A 16,841-nucleotide genomic window follows, 5' to 3' on the forward strand; every position below is an offset into this window, starting at 1 on the left:
CTGGAGAATTTATTATGGCGAAAGAATTTGGTCGCCCGCAGCGCGTGGCGCAGGAGATGCAAAAAGAAATTGCCATCATCCTGCAGCGTGAAATCAAAGACCCGCGTCTGGGTATGATGACCACCGTTTCCGGTGTCGAAATGTCCCGTGACCTGGCCTATGCCAAGGTGTTTGTCACCTTCCTGAACGACAAAGATGAAGAGGCCGTGAAGGCGGGCATCAAAGCGTTGCAGGAAGCCTCTGGTTTTATCCGCTCTCTGCTGGGTAAAGCGATGCGCCTGCGTATCGTGCCGGAACTGACCTTCTTCTACGATAACTCGCTGGTCGAAGGGATGCGTATGTCCAACCTGGTTACCAGCGTGGTGAAACACGACGATGAGCGTCGTGTGAACCCGGACGACAGCAAGGAGGACTGATGAGTCGTCCTCGTCGTCGCGGCCGCGACGTGCATGGCGTATTGCTGCTGGATAAGCCTCAGGGCGCGTCCAGCAACGATGTGCTGCAAAAAGTAAAACGTATTTATAACGCTAACCGTGCCGGTCATACCGGCGCGCTGGATCCGCTGGCTACCGGCATGCTGCCGATCTGCCTCGGCGAAGCGACCAAGTTTTCCCAGTATCTGCTGGACTCCGATAAGCGCTATCGCGTAATCGCTAAACTTGGCCAGCGCACGGATACCTCCGATGCCGACGGTCAGGTGGTGGAAGAGCGCCCGCTGGCGTTTAGCGATGCACAGCTGGCGGCAGCGCTGGATAGCTTCCGCGGCGATACACAGCAGGTGCCGTCGATGTACTCGGCGCTGAAGTATCAGGGCAAAAAGCTGTATGAATATGCTCGTCAGGGCATTGACGTTCCGCGTGAAGCCCGGCCGATTACCGTCTATGAGCTGCTGTTTATTCGCCATGAAGGCGATGAACTGGAGTTGGAGATCCACTGCTCTAAAGGCACCTATATTCGTACCATTATCGACGATTTAGGCGAAAAGCTCGGCTGCGGCGCGCACGTGATTTTCCTGCGTCGCCTGGCGGTAAGCAAATACCCGGTTGAGCGAATGGTTACCCTTGAGCAGCTGCAGGCGCTGGTCGATCAGGCGGCGGCGCAGGATATTCCAGCCGCCCAACTGCTTGACCCGCTGTTGATGCCGATGGATAGCCCGGCTTCGGATTATCCGCTGGTTAATATTCCGGAAACCTCCGCGGTTTACTTTAAGAACGGTAACCCCGTTCGTCAGTCAGGCGCGCCGCTTAACGGGCTGGTGCGAGTGATGGAAACCGAGTCCGGGAAGTTTCTCGGGATGGGCGAGATTGACGATGAAGGCCGCGTCGCGCCTCGTCGTCTGGTGGTTGAATACCCGGCGTAAGCGCTTTTCTTGCGATAAAAGCCTGCTACGAGTAGAATATCGCCGCTTAGCGTCCGTTAAAGTGTTTTAACATTTCGGACGCTGCATCAGGGGTTGCTGAATTAGAGATCGGCACCCTTTCTTTACTTTTAATTTTGGAGTTTGAAAATGTCTCTAAGCGTTGAAGCTAAAGCTAAAATCGTTTCTGAGTTCGGTCGTGGCGAAAACGACAGCGGTTCTACCGAAGTTCAGGTTGCACTGCTGACTGCACAGATCAACCACCTGCAGGGCCACTTTGCAGAGCACAAAAAAGATCACCACAGCCGTCGTGGTCTGCTGCGCATGGTTTCTCAGCGTCGTAAACTGCTCGACTACCTGAAACGTAAAGATGTTGCACGTTACTCTTCGCTGATCGAGCGTCTGGGTCTGCGTCGCTAATTCTGCGAGTTTCAGAAAAAGGGGCCTCACGGCCCCTTTTTTCGACCAGGCGGCAGCAATTCATTAAAAACTCATGTATTGTTGCTATTAATGATCTTCATGCAGAGGTTCGCGCGGCTAATGAGAGGCTTCATCCGCAGGGGCGGGTAAAGGTTGTCATTAGTCGCGAGGATGCAGAGGATCGGGTCAATAGACACGGTATCGTGGATACCGCGTCATTTATAGATAAAAGGATAGAATTTTGCTTAATCCGATCGTTCGTAAATTCCAGTACGGCCAACACACCGTAACCCTGGAAACCGGCATGATGGCGCGCCAGGCAACGGCCGCTGTGATGGTTAGCATGGATGACACCGCGGTATTCGTTACCGTCGTAGGTCAGAAAAAAGCGAAACCAGGCCAGGACTTCTTCCCGCTGACCGTTAACTACCAGGAGCGTACCTACGCTGCTGGTAAAATCCCGGGTGGCTTCTTCCGTCGTGAAGGCCGTCCAAGCGAAGGCGAAACCCTGATCGCGCGTCTGATTGACCGCCCGGTTCGTCCGCTGTTCCCGGAAGGCTTCGTTAACGAAGTACAGGTTATCGCTACCGTCGTTTCCGTTAACCCGCAGGTTAACCCGGATATCGTTGCGATGATCGGCGCTTCCGCTGCGCTGTCCCTGTCCGGTATTCCGTTCAACGGCCCAATCGGCGCCGCTCGTGTTGGCTATATCAACGACCAGTACGTACTGAACCCGACTCAGGAAGAACTGAAGTCCAGCAAACTGGATCTGGTTGTTGCCGGTACTGAAGCCGCTGTGCTGATGGTTGAATCTGAAGCCGAACTGCTGAGCGAAGACCAGATGCTGGGCGCGGTGGTCTTTGGCCACGAACAGCAGCAGGTTGTTATCCAGAATATCAATGACCTGGTGAAAGAAGCCGGTAAACCGCGTTGGGACTGGCAGCCGGAAGTGGTTGACGCCGCTCTGAATGCGCGTGTTGCGGCGCTGGCTGAATCTCGCTTGAGCGATGCCTACCGTATCACCGACAAACAAGAGCGTTATGCTCAGGTTGACGTGATCAAATCTGAAACCATCGCCACGCTGGTTGCAGAAGATGAAACCCTGGACGCTAACGAACTGGGTGAAATCCTGCACGCTATCGAGAAAAACGTCGTTCGTAGCCGTGTACTGGCAGGCGAGCCGCGCATCGATGGTCGCGAAAAAGACATGATCCGCGGTCTGGATGTTCGTACCGGCGTTCTGCCGCGTACTCACGGTTCCTCACTGTTTACCCGTGGCGAAACTCAGGCGCTGGTTACCGCGACGCTGGGTACCGCACGTGATGCGCAGAACATCGATGAACTGATGGGCGAGCGTACGGATTCCTTCCTGTTCCACTACAACTTCCCTCCGTACTCCGTAGGTGAAACCGGAATGGTAGGTTCTCCGAAGCGTCGCGAAATCGGTCACGGTCGTCTGGCTAAGCGCGGCGTACTGGCCGTAATGCCGACTATCGACGAATTCCCGTACACCGTTCGCGTGGTTTCTGAAATCACCGAATCTAACGGTTCTTCTTCCATGGCTTCCGTTTGTGGCGCATCTCTGGCGCTGATGGATGCTGGCGTACCGGTGAAAGCCGCTGTTGCGGGTATCGCAATGGGCCTGGTGAAAGAAGGCGACAACTTCGTCGTTCTGTCCGACATCCTGGGTGACGAAGACCACCTCGGCGATATGGACTTCAAAGTGGCGGGTTCCCGCGACGGTATCTCTGCGCTGCAGATGGATATCAAAATTGAAGGTATCACCAAAGAAATCATGCAGGTTGCTCTGAACCAGGCTAAAGGTGCGCGTCTGCACATCCTGGGCGTGATGGAACAAGCGATCAACGCGCCGCGTGGCGACATCTCTGAATTCGCACCGCGTATCCACACCATCAAGATCAATCCGGACAAGATCAAAGACGTTATCGGTAAAGGCGGTTCTGTTATCCGTGCCCTGACCGAAGAAACCGGCACCACCATCGAAATCGAAGATGACGGTACCGTGAAGATCGCAGCGACCGACGGTGACAAAGCGCAGCACGCTATCCGTCGTATCGAAGAGATCACCGCTGAGATCGAAGTTGGCCGTATCTACAATGGTAAAGTGACCCGTATCGTTGACTTTGGCGCGTTCGTTGCCATCGGCGGCGGTAAAGAAGGTCTGGTTCACATCTCTCAGATCGCTGACAAACGCGTTGAGAAAGTGACCGATTACCTGCAAATGGGTCAGGAAGTACCGGTTAAGGTTCTGGAAGTTGACCGCCAGGGCCGCGTCCGTCTGAGCATTAAAGAAGCAGCTGAGCAGACTCAGCCTGCGGCTGCACCGGAAGCTCCGGCTGCAGAGCAGGGCGAGTAAGGTTGCCGATTGCCCTCCGCTTTGGCGGAGGGCCTATTCCGGGCAGGACGCCTTTTTGCAGCCGGGGAACTGGACGTTCATCCAATCGTTGTCTTCGGGAGTGGGAAATGAAGCCTTTTCTGCGCTGGTGTTTCGTGGCGACAGCTCTCACGCTGGCAGGATGCAGCACTTCTGCCTGGCGTAAGGACGCCGTCCTCGCGGTACCATTGCAACCGACTTTGCAGCAAGAAGTGATTCTGGCGCGCATGGAACAAATTCTTGCCAGTCGGGCTTTAACCGATGACGAACGCGCACAGCTTTTATATGAGCGCGGAGTGTTGTATGATAGTCTCGGTCTGAGGGCATTAGCGCGAAATGATTTTTCACAAGCGCTGGCAATACGACCTGATATGCCTGAAGTATTCAATTACTTAGGCATTTATTTAACGCAGGCAGGCAATTTTGATGCTGCCTATGAAGCGTTTGATTCTGTACTTGAGCTTGATCCAACTTACAACTACGCGCACTTAAATCGCGGCATCGCTCTGTATTACGGTGGCCGTGCTAAGTTAGCGCAAGATGATCTGCTGGCGTTTTATCAAGACGATCCCAATGATCCTTTCCGCAGTCTGTGGTTATATCTCGCCGAGCGTAAGCTTGATGAGAAACAGGCGCTTGAAGCACTAAAACAGCGCTTCGACAAGTCGGATAAAGAACAATGGGGATGGAACATTGTCGAGTTCTACCTTGGCGACATTAGCGAAAAAGAGCTGATGACCCGTCTGAAGGCAGACGCAACGGATAACACCTCGCTCGCTGAGCATCTCAGTGAAACCAACTTCTATTTAGGTAAGTACTACCTAAGTCTGGGGGACAAGGACAGCGCTACGGCACTGTTCAAACTGGCGGTCGCTAACAACGTTCACAACTACGTTGAGCACCGATACGCATTGTTGGAATTATCGCTCTTGGGCCAGGAGCAAGATGACCTGGCAGAATCGGACCAGCAATAGCTGACGAACACACATCAGCCCGTTTTTTTTATTGCCATCACCTTCACGGGTGAGGGCGTTGTTGTTCGTTAATACACCTACTTTGAGCCGGTTCACACTTTTCAATGAAAATTACTCTAAATTTTCACGATGAGTTATGTAGACTGGCCGCCATTAATTTTGAGGCACACGTACTACATGGCTGAATTCGAAACCACTTTTGCAGATCTGGGCCTGAAGGCTCCTATCCTTGAAGCGCTTAACGATCTGGGTTACGAAAAACCATCTCCGATCCAGGCTGAGTGCATTCCGCATCTGCTGGACGGCCGCGATGTTCTGGGTATGGCCCAGACCGGTAGCGGTAAAACCGCAGCGTTCTCTTTACCGCTGCTGAACAACATCGATCCTGAGCTGAGAGCACCGCAGATTCTGGTGCTGGCGCCGACCCGCGAACTGGCGGTACAGGTTGCTGAAGCAATGACGGAATTCTCTAAACATATGCGCGGCGTAAACGTGGTTGCCCTGTACGGCGGCCAGCGTTATGACGTGCAGCTGCGCGCCCTGCGTCAGGGTCCGCAGATCGTTGTCGGTACCCCGGGTCGTCTGCTGGACCACCTGAAGCGCGGCACTCTGGATCTCTCTAAACTGAGCGGTCTGGTACTGGACGAAGCAGATGAAATGCTGCGCATGGGCTTTATCGAAGACGTAGAAACGATTATGGCGCAGATCCCGGAAGGTCATCAGACCGCTCTGTTCTCCGCCACAATGCCGGAAGCTATCCGTCGCATTACCCGTCGCTTCATGAAAGAGCCGCAGGAAGTGCGTATTCAGTCAAGCGTCACCACGCGCCCGGACATCAGCCAGAGCTACTGGACTGCTTACGGCATGCGTAAAAACGAAGCGCTGGTGCGTTTCCTGGAAGCGGAAGATTTTGATGCGGCGATTATCTTCGTTCGTACCAAAAACGCGACCCTGGAAGTGGCTGAAGCGCTGGAGCGTAATGGCTATAACAGCGCAGCGCTGAACGGCGACATGAACCAGGCGCTGCGTGAGCAGACTCTGGAGCGTCTGAAAGACGGTCGTCTGGATATCCTGATCGCGACCGACGTTGCAGCCCGTGGCCTGGACGTTGAACGTATCAGCCTGGTGGTTAACTACGACATCCCGATGGATTCCGAATCCTACGTTCACCGTATCGGCCGTACCGGTCGTGCGGGCCGTGCCGGCCGCGCTCTGCTGTTCGTTGAGAACCGCGAACGCCGTCTGCTGCGCAACATCGAACGTACGATGAAACTGACGATTCCGGAAGTAGAACTGCCGAACGCAGAACTGCTGAGCAAACGTCGCCTGGAAAAATTCGCCGCGAAAGTACAGCAGCAACTGGAAAGCAGCGATCTGGACCAGTATCGTGCGCTGCTGGCGAAAATTCAGCCGGCTAATGAAGGCGAAGAACTGGATGTTGAAACTCTGGCCGCAGCGCTGCTGAAAATGGCTCAGGGCGAACGTCCGCTGATTCTGCCGCCGGATGCGCCGATGCGTCCGCGTCGCGAATTCCGCGACCGTGACGATCGCTTCGAGCGCCGTGGCGACCGTAACGATCGTGGCCCGCGTGGCGATCGTGAAGATCGTCCTAAGCGTGAACGTCGTGACGTTGGCGAAATGGAACTGTACCGTATTGAAGTGGGCCGCGATGACGGCGTTGAAGTTCGTCATATCGTTGGCGCGATCGCTAACGAAGGCGACATCAGCAGCCGTTACATCGGTAACATCAAGCTGTTTGGTTCTCACTCCACTATCGAACTGCCGAAAGGTATGCCGGGCGAAGTACTGCAGCACTTTACTCGTACCCGTATCCTGAACAAGCCGATGAACATGCAGCTGCTGGGCGATGCGCAGCCGCGCACCGAACGTCGTGGCGGCGGTGAGCGTCGTGAAGGCGGCCGTAGTTTTGGCGGCGAACGTCGTGAAGGCGGTCGTGGTTTCGGCGGCGAGCGTCGTGAAGGCGGTCGCGGTGATGGTCGTCGTTTCAGCGGCGAACGTCGTGAAGGCCGTGCGCCGCGTCGTGACGATGCATCCGCACCGCGCCGCGATGACTCCGCTGGTCGTCGTCGCTTCGGTGGCGATGCGTAATTAGCGCACTCCGCTAGCGTAAAGTAAAAAATACAGCCCCGATCGTCATGATTGGGGCTTTTTTTATTTCCTTTGTACTCATGTACTGGTACAGTGCGTCATGTTCAACGTGAGCAAAGTATTTTCGACTGGAGATTTCGGTAAATGGCGACACTAACCACTACGGCCACCCGACCGTCATTATTTGGCGGCGTGGTGATTATCGGCGGCACGATTATTGGCGCGGGGATGTTTTCTCTGCCGGTAGTGATGTCCGGCGCGTGGTTTTTCTGGTCGCTGGCGGCGCTGGTCTTTACCTGGTTCTGTATGCTGCACTCCGGTTTGATGATCCTGGAAGCCAACCTCAATTACCGGATTGGCTCCAGCTTCGACACCATTACCAAAGACCTACTCGGCAAGGGCTGGAACCTGGTGAACGGCGTGTCGATCGCCTTTGTGCTGTATATCCTGACCTACGCCTATATTTCGGCGAGCGGTTCGATTCTGCACCATACCTTTGCTGAAATGTCGCTGAACGTACCGGCGCGGGCAGCAGGTTTTGGCTTTGCGCTGCTGGTCGCATTTATCGTCTGGATGAGCACCAAAGCGGTGAGCCGCATGACGGCCATCGTCCTGGGCGCCAAGGTGATTACTTTCTTCCTGACCTTCGGCAGCCTGCTGGGGCACGTCGAGCCGACAACCTTGTTTAACGTTGCAGAAAAAAACGCTTCTTATGCGCCATATCTGCTGATGACGTTGCCGTTCTGCCTGGCGTCATTTGGCTATCACGGCAACGTTCCGAGCTTGATGAAATACTATGGTAAGGACCCGCGCACCATCACCCGTTGCTTAATCTACGGTACGTTGCTGGCGCTGGGCTTGTACGTGGTATGGCTGCTGGTGACGATGGGCAATATCCCGCGCCCGCAGTTTGTCGGCATCGCGCAGAAGGGCGGCAACATCGATGTGCTGGTGCAGGCGTTGAGCGGCGTGCTGAATAGTCGTGGTCTGGATCTGCTGCTGGTGGTGTTCTCCAACTTTGCCGTTGCCAGTTCATTCCTCGGCGTCACGCTGGGCCTGTTTGACTATCTGGCGGACCTGTTTGGTTTTGATGATAGCGCGATGGGGCGTTTTAAGACCGCGCTGCTGACCTTTATTCCACCGATGATTGGCGGCCTGGTGAAGCCCGATGGCTTCTTGTACGCCATCGGTTATGCCGGCCTGGCAGCGACGGTATGGGCGGCGATCGTTCCGGCGCTATTGGCTCGCGCCTCGCGCAAACGCTTTGGCAGTCCACAGTTCCGCGTTTGGGGCGGAAAACCGATGATTGCGCTGATCCTGCTGTTCGGGCTCGGCAACGCAGCCGTGCATTTCCTGTCGAGCTTTAACCTGTTGCCGGTTTATCACTAAAAGTATTGCCCGGTGGCGCTATGCTACCGGGCTTGCATTGGTATTATCCCAATAATTCCTCTTTCACCTGCATCGCCAAATCAAACGAATGCAGGCGCGCCTGGTGGTCAAAGATCTGGCCATTCACCATGATTTCATCCGCCTGGGTTTCCCGCAGAACCGACTGCAGACCGTGGCGAACTTTCGTTTTATCGCCGACCAATGACATACTCAGCGCTTGCTGCACGCCGTACTGTTCGGACGCCGACCACAGTTGATGCATATTTTCCACCGGCGGCGGCAGCTGCCCGCTCTCGCCGCGGCGTAGCTTAACGAATGCCTGCTGCATGGAGGTGAAGAGGAACTCCGCATCACGGTCGCTATCGGCGGCGATAATATTGATACATACCATCGCGTATGGCTTTTCCAGACGCGCGGAGGGCTTGAAGTTGCTGCGGTACAGATGCAGAGCCTGGAAGAGCATATCCGGCGCGAAGTGCGAGGCGAAAGCGAACGGCAGGCCGAGCTGCGCCGCCAGCTGAGCGCTATACAGACTTGAACCCAGCAGCCACACCGGGATCTGTTCACCGTAGCCGGGTACCGGGCGCACGTGCGGATTAGGATCGCTGGCGTCAAACCAGTCCACCAGTTCCGCCACGTCGCGTGGGAAGTTATCGACATCACCGCTCATATGGCGGCGCAGTGCGCGCATGGTCGGCTGATCGCTACCCGGCGCGCGGCCAAGGCCGAGATCGATACGTCCAGGGTAAAGCGTATTCAGCGTACCGAACTGCTCGGCAATCACCAGCGGTGAATGGTTTGGCAACATCACGCCGCCGGATCCCAGATGCAGGGTGGTGGTGTTGGCGGCGAGATAGCCAATCAACACCGACGTCGCCGCGCTGGCGATGCCGACCATATTATGGTGCTCCGCCAGCCAGTAGCGGTGATAGCCGCGGGATTCGGCCATCCGGGCGAGGTCGAGAGAATGAGAAAAGGCTTCCTTTGCGGAAGATCCTTGCGGGATCGGCGCCAGATCGAGCACCGAGAACAAAACAGATTTGTCAGTCATAAAGGCTCACTTTGCTACAGCATAGTCATCAGATTGAAGGTCTTCTTCCAGCCTGGCGCATTCATGATGCGCCAGCCAGAAAAGCTGCATCTTTAATAATGCATTAAAATCTGAGCACTATTGTTAACAAAGTGAGCGGTATATCAGCTCTGTAATTCCAACCCGGCGAGCCGCCGCCAGTAGCCGTTGCAGTCGCTATTTGCCGTCAACGGCAGCGGTGAAGCGCCGTTTTCGTTGGCGCGGAAGGCATCGAGCATGGAGAAAGTCTCGCTGCCCATCGGCGACAGGCGTACCATGTCCACCAGCCCCTGCATTGAGGTCAACTCATTGCCAAGGTTATAAACGTAACCGCTCATCGTCTGAATGCCGTTAAGCACGAAGACCTGCTGGTTTTCCTGCGAGAGCATGCTGCGCCCGTTCGGGTACTTGATACAGCAGGTTTCGCATTCATCCTTCGCTCGGTCCTCCGAGCGGGCGGTGAAGCAGCGGGCGGAATAGGCCAACGGCAGATGACCGTAGCTCAGGACTTCGACTTCAAACTGGTTGCGGATACCTAATTCTTCGCACTGGGTCAGCAGGTTACTCAACCAGTCGCGAGAAAGCTCCACCGGCATACACCAGCGCACCATACCCTGTTTCAGCAGCAGACGTAGCGTCACGGCGTTATAGCAGTTCAGCGCATGACCAGCGACGAACGGCAGCTTGCGTTCGGCGCAAAGATTAACAACGCCAAGATCGCTGGCTTCAATCAGGAACTCACCGTTATCAACATAGCGCTTTAGCTCGCCCAGCTCGGAGGAGGCCTGCACCAGCGCGAGGGTGGACAACACCACCTGCTTGCCGCTACCGGCCAGCGTTTTCGCCATCTCGATCCAGTCGCCGACTTTAGTGGCGCGGCGTTTGCTACAGACCGCTTCACCCAGATAAATGGTGTCGGCGCTGCAGCTTGCCGCCTGCTGGTAAAAATCGTCCAGGGTCTCTTTTGACCAGTAGTACAGCACCGGTCCTAATGAATATTTCATCACGTTTCTCACTGCCATTTACGGTGATAGGCGCCAAGGGTGGTTTGCGTCCCTTCGGACATGGAACCAAGGGTTTCCATCCACGCGGATTGCGGGACGAAATTCTGCGGATCGGCTTTGCAGCGGTCGATGGCCTGACGCCAGACTTTCGCTACCTGGGTGACGTACGCCGGGCTGCGCTGACGCCCTTCTATTTTCACCGAGGCGATATTGGCGGCCAGCAGTTCCGGCAACAGCTCCAGGGTGTTGAGGCTGGTGGGCTCCTCCAGTGCGTGATAGCGCGCGCCATCGACCAGGTAACGGCCTTTGCACAGTGTCGGATAACCAGCGTTTTCGCCGTCCTGGTAGCGGTCGATCAGTACTTCGTTCAGCCGTGACTCCAGCCCTTGCGGCGTTTGCTGCCAACGCACAAAGCGCGCGGGCGAACAAGCGCCAACGGTATTCGGCGATTCGCCGGTCAGGTAAGAGGAGAGATAGCAGCGGCCTTCCGCCATGATGCACAGGCTACCAAAGGCGAAAACTTCCAGCGGCACCGGCGTGGTGCGGGCTAACTGTTTCACCTGGTGAATGGATAACACACGCGGCAGTACGACGCGGGCCACATCGAAGTTACGGTGATAGAAACGCACCGCCTCTTCGTTCGTGGCGGATGCCTGCACCGACACGTGACGCTCAATATGCGGATAGCGTTCCGCGGCGTACTCCAGCATGGCGATATCGGCAAGAATGAGCGCGTCGGCGCCCAACTGTGCGGCCATATCCACCGCCCGCTGCCAACGGGCGTAGCCGTCGGGATGCGCGAAGGTGTTGATCGCGATATGCAGCTTGCGGCGATGCTGGTGCACAAAGCTGACGGCTTCCTGCAGTTTCTTTTCGGTGAAATTAAGGCCGGCAAAGTGGCGGGCGTTAGTGTCATCTTTTAGCCCGATATAGACAGCATCGGCGCCGTTTTCGATGGCCGCCTTAAGTGCCGGAAGGTTACCGGCGGGGCAGAGCAGCTCCATAATTTTTCCTGAAAAAAGCGGCCGGTCAGGGACGCAAAATGGTTAATGATCTGGGATTTTAGTTAACCTTCTGGTGACAATTTTTGATTTGAGGCAGTTAAAAGCGTATTGGTAGGCGCAATAGCGGGCGGCCATCATCGCGATTTTGTTGATTTACGCCGCTATGTCGTTTATTTGATATGGCACAATAGCGAAACTATTGCATGCATGGAGTGAAGCTTGTGTTGGATAAACTGCGTTCCCGGCTGGTCCATTTTGGCCCGTCTTTAATGAGCGTGCCGGTTAAGCTGGCGCCTTTTGCCCTCAAGCGCCAGGTGCTGGAACAAGTCTTGAGCTGGCAGTTTCGCCAGGCGCTGGCGGAGGGAGAACTGGATTTTCTCGAAGGCCGCTGGTTAAGTATTAATGTGCGTGATATCGGTCTGCTGTGGTATACCTCGGTAGTCGACGGTCGCCTGGTGGTCAGCCAACAGGCCGACGCCGACGTCAGCTTTAGCGCCAACGCCAGCGATCTGCTGATGATTGCTGCGCGAAAACAGGATCCGGATACGCTATTCTTCCAGCGTCGCCTGGTGATTGAAGGCGACACCGAGCTGGGGCTGTATGTGAAGAATCTGATGGATGCCATTGAGCTGGAACAGATGCCGAAAGCGCTGCGCATCATGTTGCTGCAGATGGCGGATTTTGTCGAAGCAGGCCTGAAGAGCCCGCAGAAACCTGAACAGACATCGGTAGGTGAGGTATGCTGATTCGAGTGGAAATTGGGATTGATGCGCCGGGTATCGACGCGCTGCTGCGTCGCACGTTCGGTAGCGATGCGGAAGCGAAGCTGGTGCACGATCTGCGTGAAGATGGTCTGATCACGCTGGGCTTAGTGGCCACTGACGATGAAGGTCAGGTGGTCGGTTATGTCGCTTTTAGCCCGGTCGCCGTCGAAGGCGAAGAGTTACAGTGGGTGGGACTGGCGCCATTGGCGGTCGATGAAAACTATCGCGGCCAGGGCATTGGCCGACAGCTGGTTTATGAAGGACTGGATTCGTTAAATGAATTTGGTTATGCCGCGGTCGTCACACTGGGCGATCCGGCGCTGTATAGCCGCCTGGGCTTTGAGTCAGCCGCCGCTTTCGATCTGCGCTGCCGCTGGCCGGATACGGCTGAAGCCTTCCAGGTGCACCGCCTGGCGGATGACGCGCTGCAAGGCGTACACGGCCTGGTTGAATACAGCGATCATTTTAATCGCTTCTGAGCCCCTCCAGCAGGGTCTCGAATGAACCATCCCCGGCAACGAGGCGCTCTTTCTGGCGCTTCGTTAGCTGCTTGACGCGATACTCCAGCCGCAGTGCAAGTGAGTGGTCACCAACCTCCTGACTAAACGCCAGTACCAGCTCGCCTTTTCCACGCAGCGCTTTAGCCCCTTTACCTTCCTGATGTTGACGAAAGCGGCGCGGGACGTCAGTGGTGATGCCGGTATACAGGCGGTTATCAGCGGTTCGAATAAGATAGAGAAACCAGTACACGGTAATAACGTCAGTCTATTAGGATGTGTGCACCATAGCATAATGGAGAATAAAGATGGATACGCTTGCCGCGATTAGCCGCTGGTTGGGTAAACAGCACGTCATCACCTGGTGCGTTGCTCGTGATGGCGAACTGTGGTGCGCCAATGCGTTTTATATTTATGACCCGAAGAAGGTCGCCTTTTATCTGCTGAGCGATGAAAAGACCCGCCACGGTCAGATGACCGGCGAACGCGCAAAGGTCGCCGGGACGGTCAACGGCCAACCAAAAACCGTCGCGCTGATCCGCGGCGTGCAGTTTAAAGGCGAGATCCGCCGTCTTTCCGGTGAAGAAGAGGCCGAGATGCGCCAGCGTTATGTTAACCGTTTCCCGGTCGCCCGTATGCTATCAGCGCCGGTGTGGGAGATTCGCCCCGACGAGCTTAAGTTCACCGACAATACCCTCGGTTTCGGTAAAAAACTGCACTGGCTGCGCGACGCCGCCGAGTAGTGTGCTGAGCCTGTGCAGAATCGGCTTTTTTCTGCATACTCTTGATAACACATGCGCTGTTGCGGGCAGGAGGAACCATGAGTCAGGTGTTGATAACCGGCGCAACCGGTCTAGTTGGTGGGCACTTACTTAGGTTGTTGAAACTGTCATCGCAAATTACCGCGATTGCCGCGCCAACCCGCCGCCCGCTGGCGGATGCCGAAGGCGTGTTTAATCCTCATGACCCACAACTGACCGATGCGCTGGCGCAGGTTATGGCCCCTGTCGATATCGTTTTTTGCTGCCTGGGAAGCACGCTGAAACAGGCGGGTAGCAAAACGGCATTCATTCACACTGACTATACGCTGGTGGTCGATACCGCGCTAACCGGCCTGCGATTGGGGGCGAAGCATATGCTGGTAGTGAGCGCGATGGGCGCCGATCCGCATTCGATGTTTTTCTATAATCGGGTCAAAGGGGAAATGGAACAGGCGCTGCGTGGGCAATCCTGGCAGCGGCTAACCTTGCTGCGTCCGTCCATGTTGCTGGGCGAACGAGAAAACAAGCGGCCGAATGAAACGATACTGGCGCCGTTGTTCCGTCTGCTACCGGGCAACTGGAAGTCGCTCGCCGCCGACGATGTCGCGCGTGCGATGCTCGCGGAAGCGCTGGCGCCATCAGGTGAAGGCGTGACGGTATTACCCTCGGCAAAACTGCGTGAAATCGCCGCCCGTCAGGCGTAGTATTCAACGTCTCAATTAACATCTGCTTACCTTCCTGGGGAATGTTATGACTGGTCAGTCTTCATCTCAGGCGGCATCACCATTTCAATGGTGGAAACCCGCGCTTTTCTTTCTCGTCGTTATCGTTGGCCTGTGGTACGTCAAATGGCAGCCGTATTACGGTAAAGCTTTTACCGCCGCAGAAACCCACAGTATCGGCAAATCTATTCTGGCTCAGGCTGAGGTAAACCCGCTGCAGGCGGCATGGGACTATGCGATGGTTTATTTCCTCGCGGTCTGGAAAGCGGCGGTACTTGGCGTGCTGCTCGGTTCGCTTATCCAGGTACTGATCCCGCGCGACTGGCTGCTGCGAACGCTTGGGACATCACGCTTTCAGGGCACGTTGCTGGGCGTGGTTTTCTCGCTGCCGGGCATGATGTGTACCTGCTGCGCCGCGCCGGTTACCGCCGGCATGCGTAAACAGCAGGTATCGATGGGCGGCGCGCTGGCGTTCTGGATGGGCAATCCGTTGTTGAACCCGGCAACGCTGGTCTTTATGGGCTTTGTGTTGGGCTGGCAGTTTGCGTTAGTGCGTCTGGTCGCCGGGCTAGCGACGGTGCTGGTGGTCGCGACGCTGGTACAAAAATGGGTGAAAGAGGCGGCGACGCCACCTGTTGCCGCCGTGGAAATGAGTCAACCGACGGTGGATGAAGGCCGCTTTATTAACCGCTGGTTGCGTGCGCTGTGGTCGCTATTCTGGAGTACTATCCCGGTTTACATCCTTGCGGTGCTGGTTCTGGGCGCCGCGCGTGTCTGGCTATTCCCGCACGCCGACGGCGCGGTCGACAACACGCTGTTCTGGGTGATTGCGATGGCGATTGCCGGTTGCCTGTTCGTTATCCCGACGGCGGCGGAAATTCCTATTGTTCAGACGATGATGCTGGCGGGAATGGGGACCGCGCCTGCGCTGGCGCTGCTGATCACCCTACCGGCGGTGAGTGTGCCGTCGCTGATTATGCTGCGTAAGGCGTTCCCGGCTAAAGCGTTGTGGCTAACCGGCGGGCTGGTGGCGTTGTGCGGGGCGGTCGTCGGTGGGCTGGCATTAATCTGATGGTTGTCCCGGAGGCGGCGCGTTGCGCCTGTCCGGGCGACCAGCCCGCAAACGACTGTGAACCCGTGGATTGTAGCCCGGCGAAGCGAAGCGCCTGCCGGGCCAGATAACGTTTATTTGATATAGGTAAAGGCGGTGGTGACGCGACTCACGCCGCTCACCCGGCTGGCAATATCCGCCGCCGCGCGGCCTTCACGATCGGTGACCAGACCCATCAGGAACACTTCGCTATTTTCGGTGGTCACTTTCACGTTTGAGGATTTCACCTGATCGCTACCCAGCATCTGGGAGCGAACTTTGGTGGTGATCCAGGTATCCGACGATGCGGTACCTAAACCAATCGGCTGGCCCTGACGCACTTCATTGAAGACTTCGGTGGTGCCTTCAACGCCCATGGCGATTTGCTTGGCGCGGGAGGAGAGATCGGATGTCGGCGACTGGCCGGTCAGCAGGACTTTCCCCTGATACGCGGTGACGTTAATGCGCGCTTCTTTCTTAATCTGTTCATCTTTCGCTAAAGCGCTGTTAACGCGCAGCTCCAGCGTGCTGTCATCAACCTGAGTACCTACCGTGCGCGGGTCCGTTGCCGCTTTGGTGCCGACGGCTGCCGTACCAACTACCGCTGCGGCGACGCAGCCTTGTAACAGTAGTGCAGAAAGCAGGATGGCGAGGGGCGAGAGAGCCTTCATGTGTTCTCCTTATTCGTCCTGGTGTGGAAAAAGCGTGTTATCAATCAAATCACACAAACAATTGACGGTGAGCATATGCATTTCCTGAATACGCGCGCTGCGGTGCGAAGGAATGCGGATTTCAACGTCCTGCTGACCCAACAGGCCAGCCAGCTCGCCGCCGTCATACCCGGTTAATGCCACGATAGTCATATCGCGAGTGACCGCCGCTTCCACGGCTTTCACGATATCCCGGCTATTGCCGCGTGTCGAAATCGCCAGTAATACATCGCCGGCGTGTCCCAGCGCGCGCACCTGCTTGGCATAGATTTCATCATGCAGGCGATCGTTGGCGATGGCGGTTAAGACCACATTATCGGTATTTAGTGCAATGGCAGGTAAACCAGGGCGCTCTGTTTCGAAACGATTGATCATGCTGGCAGCAAAATGCTGTGCGTTGGCGGCGGATGTGCCATTACCACAACAGAGGATTTTGTTGCCATTAAGCAGCGACTGAACGAGCGTCATGGCCGCGCGGGAGATGGCGTCCGGGAGTGCTTCCGCTGCTGCAATTTGGGTTTGAATGCTTTCGGTGAAGCAGGCTTTAATTCTGTCGAGCACGGGATCCCTTAAATC

General features: G+C 56.0%; 19 protein-coding genes. 13 read left to right on the forward strand and 6 right to left on the reverse strand.

The window, feature by feature from the left end:
- The first annotated feature begins 14 nt into the window (after positions 1 to 14).
- The 8 genes from rbfA to mtr all read left to right on the forward strand — a co-directional run bounded on the left by rbfA (position 15) and on the right by mtr (position 8,644).
- Entirely contained in the window at positions 15 to 416 is a 402-nt protein-coding gene (gene rbfA / locus PYR66_02650) for a 30S ribosome-binding factor RbfA (GenBank protein ID WEF28657.1), read from the forward strand.
- Positions 416 to 1,360, forward strand: a complete 945-nt coding sequence (truB, locus tag PYR66_02655; protein WEF28658.1) for a tRNA pseudouridine(55) synthase TruB — start codon at positions 416 to 418, stop codon at positions 1,358 to 1,360. Before rbfA ends, truB begins: the two co-directional genes overlap by 1 nt.
- Positions 1,361 to 1,507: 147 nt before the next feature.
- Positions 1,508 to 1,777, forward strand: coding sequence for a 30S ribosomal protein S15 (gene rpsO / locus PYR66_02660; GenBank protein ID WEF28659.1), 270 nt, complete (start codon positions 1,508 to 1,510; stop codon positions 1,775 to 1,777).
- Positions 1,778 to 2,018: 241 nt separating this feature from the next.
- Positions 2,019 to 4,154 (forward strand): polyribonucleotide nucleotidyltransferase, encoded by a 2,136-nt coding sequence (pnp, locus tag PYR66_02665; GenBank protein WEF28660.1) that lies wholly within the window; start codon positions 2,019 to 2,021, stop codon positions 4,152 to 4,154.
- 107 nt (positions 4,155 to 4,261) lie between these two features.
- The gene (gene nlpI, locus PYR66_02670) at positions 4,262 to 5,146 is read left to right on the forward strand and encodes a lipoprotein NlpI (protein WEF28661.1); all 885 of its coding nucleotides are present in this window, start codon (positions 4,262 to 4,264) and stop codon (positions 5,144 to 5,146) included.
- 104 nt (positions 5,147 to 5,250) lie between these two features.
- The gene (gene yrbN / locus PYR66_02675) at positions 5,251 to 5,331 is read left to right on the forward strand and encodes a protein YrbN (GenBank protein ID WEF30341.1); all 81 of its coding nucleotides are present in this window, start codon (positions 5,251 to 5,253) and stop codon (positions 5,329 to 5,331) included.
- Positions 5,324 to 7,255, forward strand: coding sequence for a DEAD/DEAH family ATP-dependent RNA helicase (locus tag PYR66_02680; GenBank protein WEF28662.1), 1,932 nt, complete (start codon positions 5,324 to 5,326; stop codon positions 7,253 to 7,255). The genes yrbN and PYR66_02680 overlap by 8 nt, the downstream gene beginning before the upstream one ends.
- A gap of 144 nt (positions 7,256 to 7,399) precedes the next feature.
- Entirely contained in the window at positions 7,400 to 8,644 is a 1,245-nt protein-coding gene (gene mtr, locus PYR66_02685) for a tryptophan permease (GenBank protein ID WEF28663.1), read from the forward strand.
- A 43-nt stretch (positions 8,645 to 8,687) separates the two neighbouring features.
- On the opposite strand, the gene PYR66_02690 is transcribed toward mtr, so the two are convergent.
- The 3 genes from PYR66_02690 to PYR66_02700 all read right to left on the reverse strand — a co-directional run bounded on the left by PYR66_02690 (position 8,688) and on the right by PYR66_02700 (position 11,721).
- Positions 8,688 to 9,695 carry a luciferase-like monooxygenase gene (locus PYR66_02690; GenBank protein ID WEF28664.1) on the reverse strand — a complete coding sequence of 336 codons (1,008 nt, stop codon included), beginning with the start codon at positions 9,693 to 9,695 and terminating at the stop codon, positions 8,688 to 8,690.
- A gap of 143 nt (positions 9,696 to 9,838) precedes the next feature.
- On the reverse strand, positions 9,839 to 10,717 hold the full coding sequence (locus tag PYR66_02695) for a U32 family peptidase (protein WEF28665.1): 879 nt from the start codon (positions 10,715 to 10,717) through the stop codon (positions 9,839 to 9,841).
- An 8-nt stretch (positions 10,718 to 10,725) separates the two neighbouring features.
- Positions 10,726 to 11,721, reverse strand: coding sequence for a U32 family peptidase (locus PYR66_02700; GenBank protein WEF28666.1), 996 nt, complete (start codon positions 11,719 to 11,721; stop codon positions 10,726 to 10,728).
- 221 nt (positions 11,722 to 11,942) lie between these two features.
- Between PYR66_02700 and PYR66_02705 the strand changes: the two genes are divergently transcribed.
- Together PYR66_02705 and PYR66_02710 are read left to right on the forward strand one after the other, a co-directional pair.
- Entirely contained in the window at positions 11,943 to 12,467 is a 525-nt protein-coding gene (locus tag PYR66_02705) for an SCP2 domain-containing protein (protein ID WEF28667.1), read from the forward strand.
- Positions 12,461 to 12,964 carry an N-acetyltransferase gene (locus PYR66_02710; protein ID WEF28668.1) on the forward strand — a complete coding sequence of 168 codons (504 nt, stop codon included), beginning with the start codon at positions 12,461 to 12,463 and terminating at the stop codon, positions 12,962 to 12,964. The genes PYR66_02705 and PYR66_02710 overlap by 7 nt, the downstream gene beginning before the upstream one ends.
- On the opposite strand, the gene PYR66_02715 is transcribed toward PYR66_02710, so the two are convergent.
- Positions 12,951 to 13,241: a GIY-YIG nuclease family protein gene (locus PYR66_02715; protein WEF30342.1), complete on the reverse strand. Its 291-nt coding sequence runs from the start codon at positions 13,239 to 13,241 to the stop codon at positions 12,951 to 12,953. The two genes, PYR66_02710 and PYR66_02715, sit on opposite strands and share 14 nt — an antisense overlap.
- Positions 13,242 to 13,290: 49 nt before the next feature.
- Here PYR66_02715 and PYR66_02720 point away from each other — a divergent pair, with 49 nt between their 5' ends.
- The 3 genes from PYR66_02720 to PYR66_02730 all read left to right on the forward strand — a co-directional run bounded on the left by PYR66_02720 (position 13,291) and on the right by PYR66_02730 (position 15,537).
- Complete coding sequence (locus PYR66_02720; GenBank protein WEF28669.1) at positions 13,291 to 13,725, forward strand: YhbP family protein; 435 nt, start codon at positions 13,291 to 13,293, stop codon at positions 13,723 to 13,725.
- A gap of 77 nt (positions 13,726 to 13,802) precedes the next feature.
- Positions 13,803 to 14,447: an NAD(P)H-binding protein gene (locus PYR66_02725; GenBank protein ID WEF28670.1), complete on the forward strand. Its 645-nt coding sequence runs from the start codon at positions 13,803 to 13,805 to the stop codon at positions 14,445 to 14,447.
- Positions 14,448 to 14,493: 46 nt separating this feature from the next.
- Positions 14,494 to 15,537: a permease gene (locus PYR66_02730; GenBank protein WEF28671.1), complete on the forward strand. Its 1,044-nt coding sequence runs from the start codon at positions 14,494 to 14,496 to the stop codon at positions 15,535 to 15,537.
- Positions 15,538 to 15,650: 113 nt separating this feature from the next.
- On the opposite strand, the gene dolP is transcribed toward PYR66_02730, so the two are convergent.
- Both dolP and diaA read right to left on the reverse strand, forming a co-directional pair.
- Positions 15,651 to 16,226, reverse strand: coding sequence for a division/outer membrane stress-associated lipid-binding lipoprotein (dolP, locus tag PYR66_02735; protein ID WEF28672.1), 576 nt, complete (start codon positions 16,224 to 16,226; stop codon positions 15,651 to 15,653).
- A gap of 9 nt (positions 16,227 to 16,235) precedes the next feature.
- Positions 16,236 to 16,826 carry a DnaA initiator-associating protein DiaA gene (gene diaA, locus PYR66_02740; GenBank protein WEF28673.1) on the reverse strand — a complete coding sequence of 197 codons (591 nt, stop codon included), beginning with the start codon at positions 16,824 to 16,826 and terminating at the stop codon, positions 16,236 to 16,238.
- Between the last annotated feature and the right edge of the window lie 15 nt (positions 16,827 to 16,841).

The sequence above is a fragment of the Klebsiella aerogenes genome (assembly GCA_029027985.1).
Classification (GTDB): domain Bacteria; phylum Pseudomonadota; class Gammaproteobacteria; order Enterobacterales; family Enterobacteriaceae; genus Klebsiella; species Klebsiella aerogenes_A.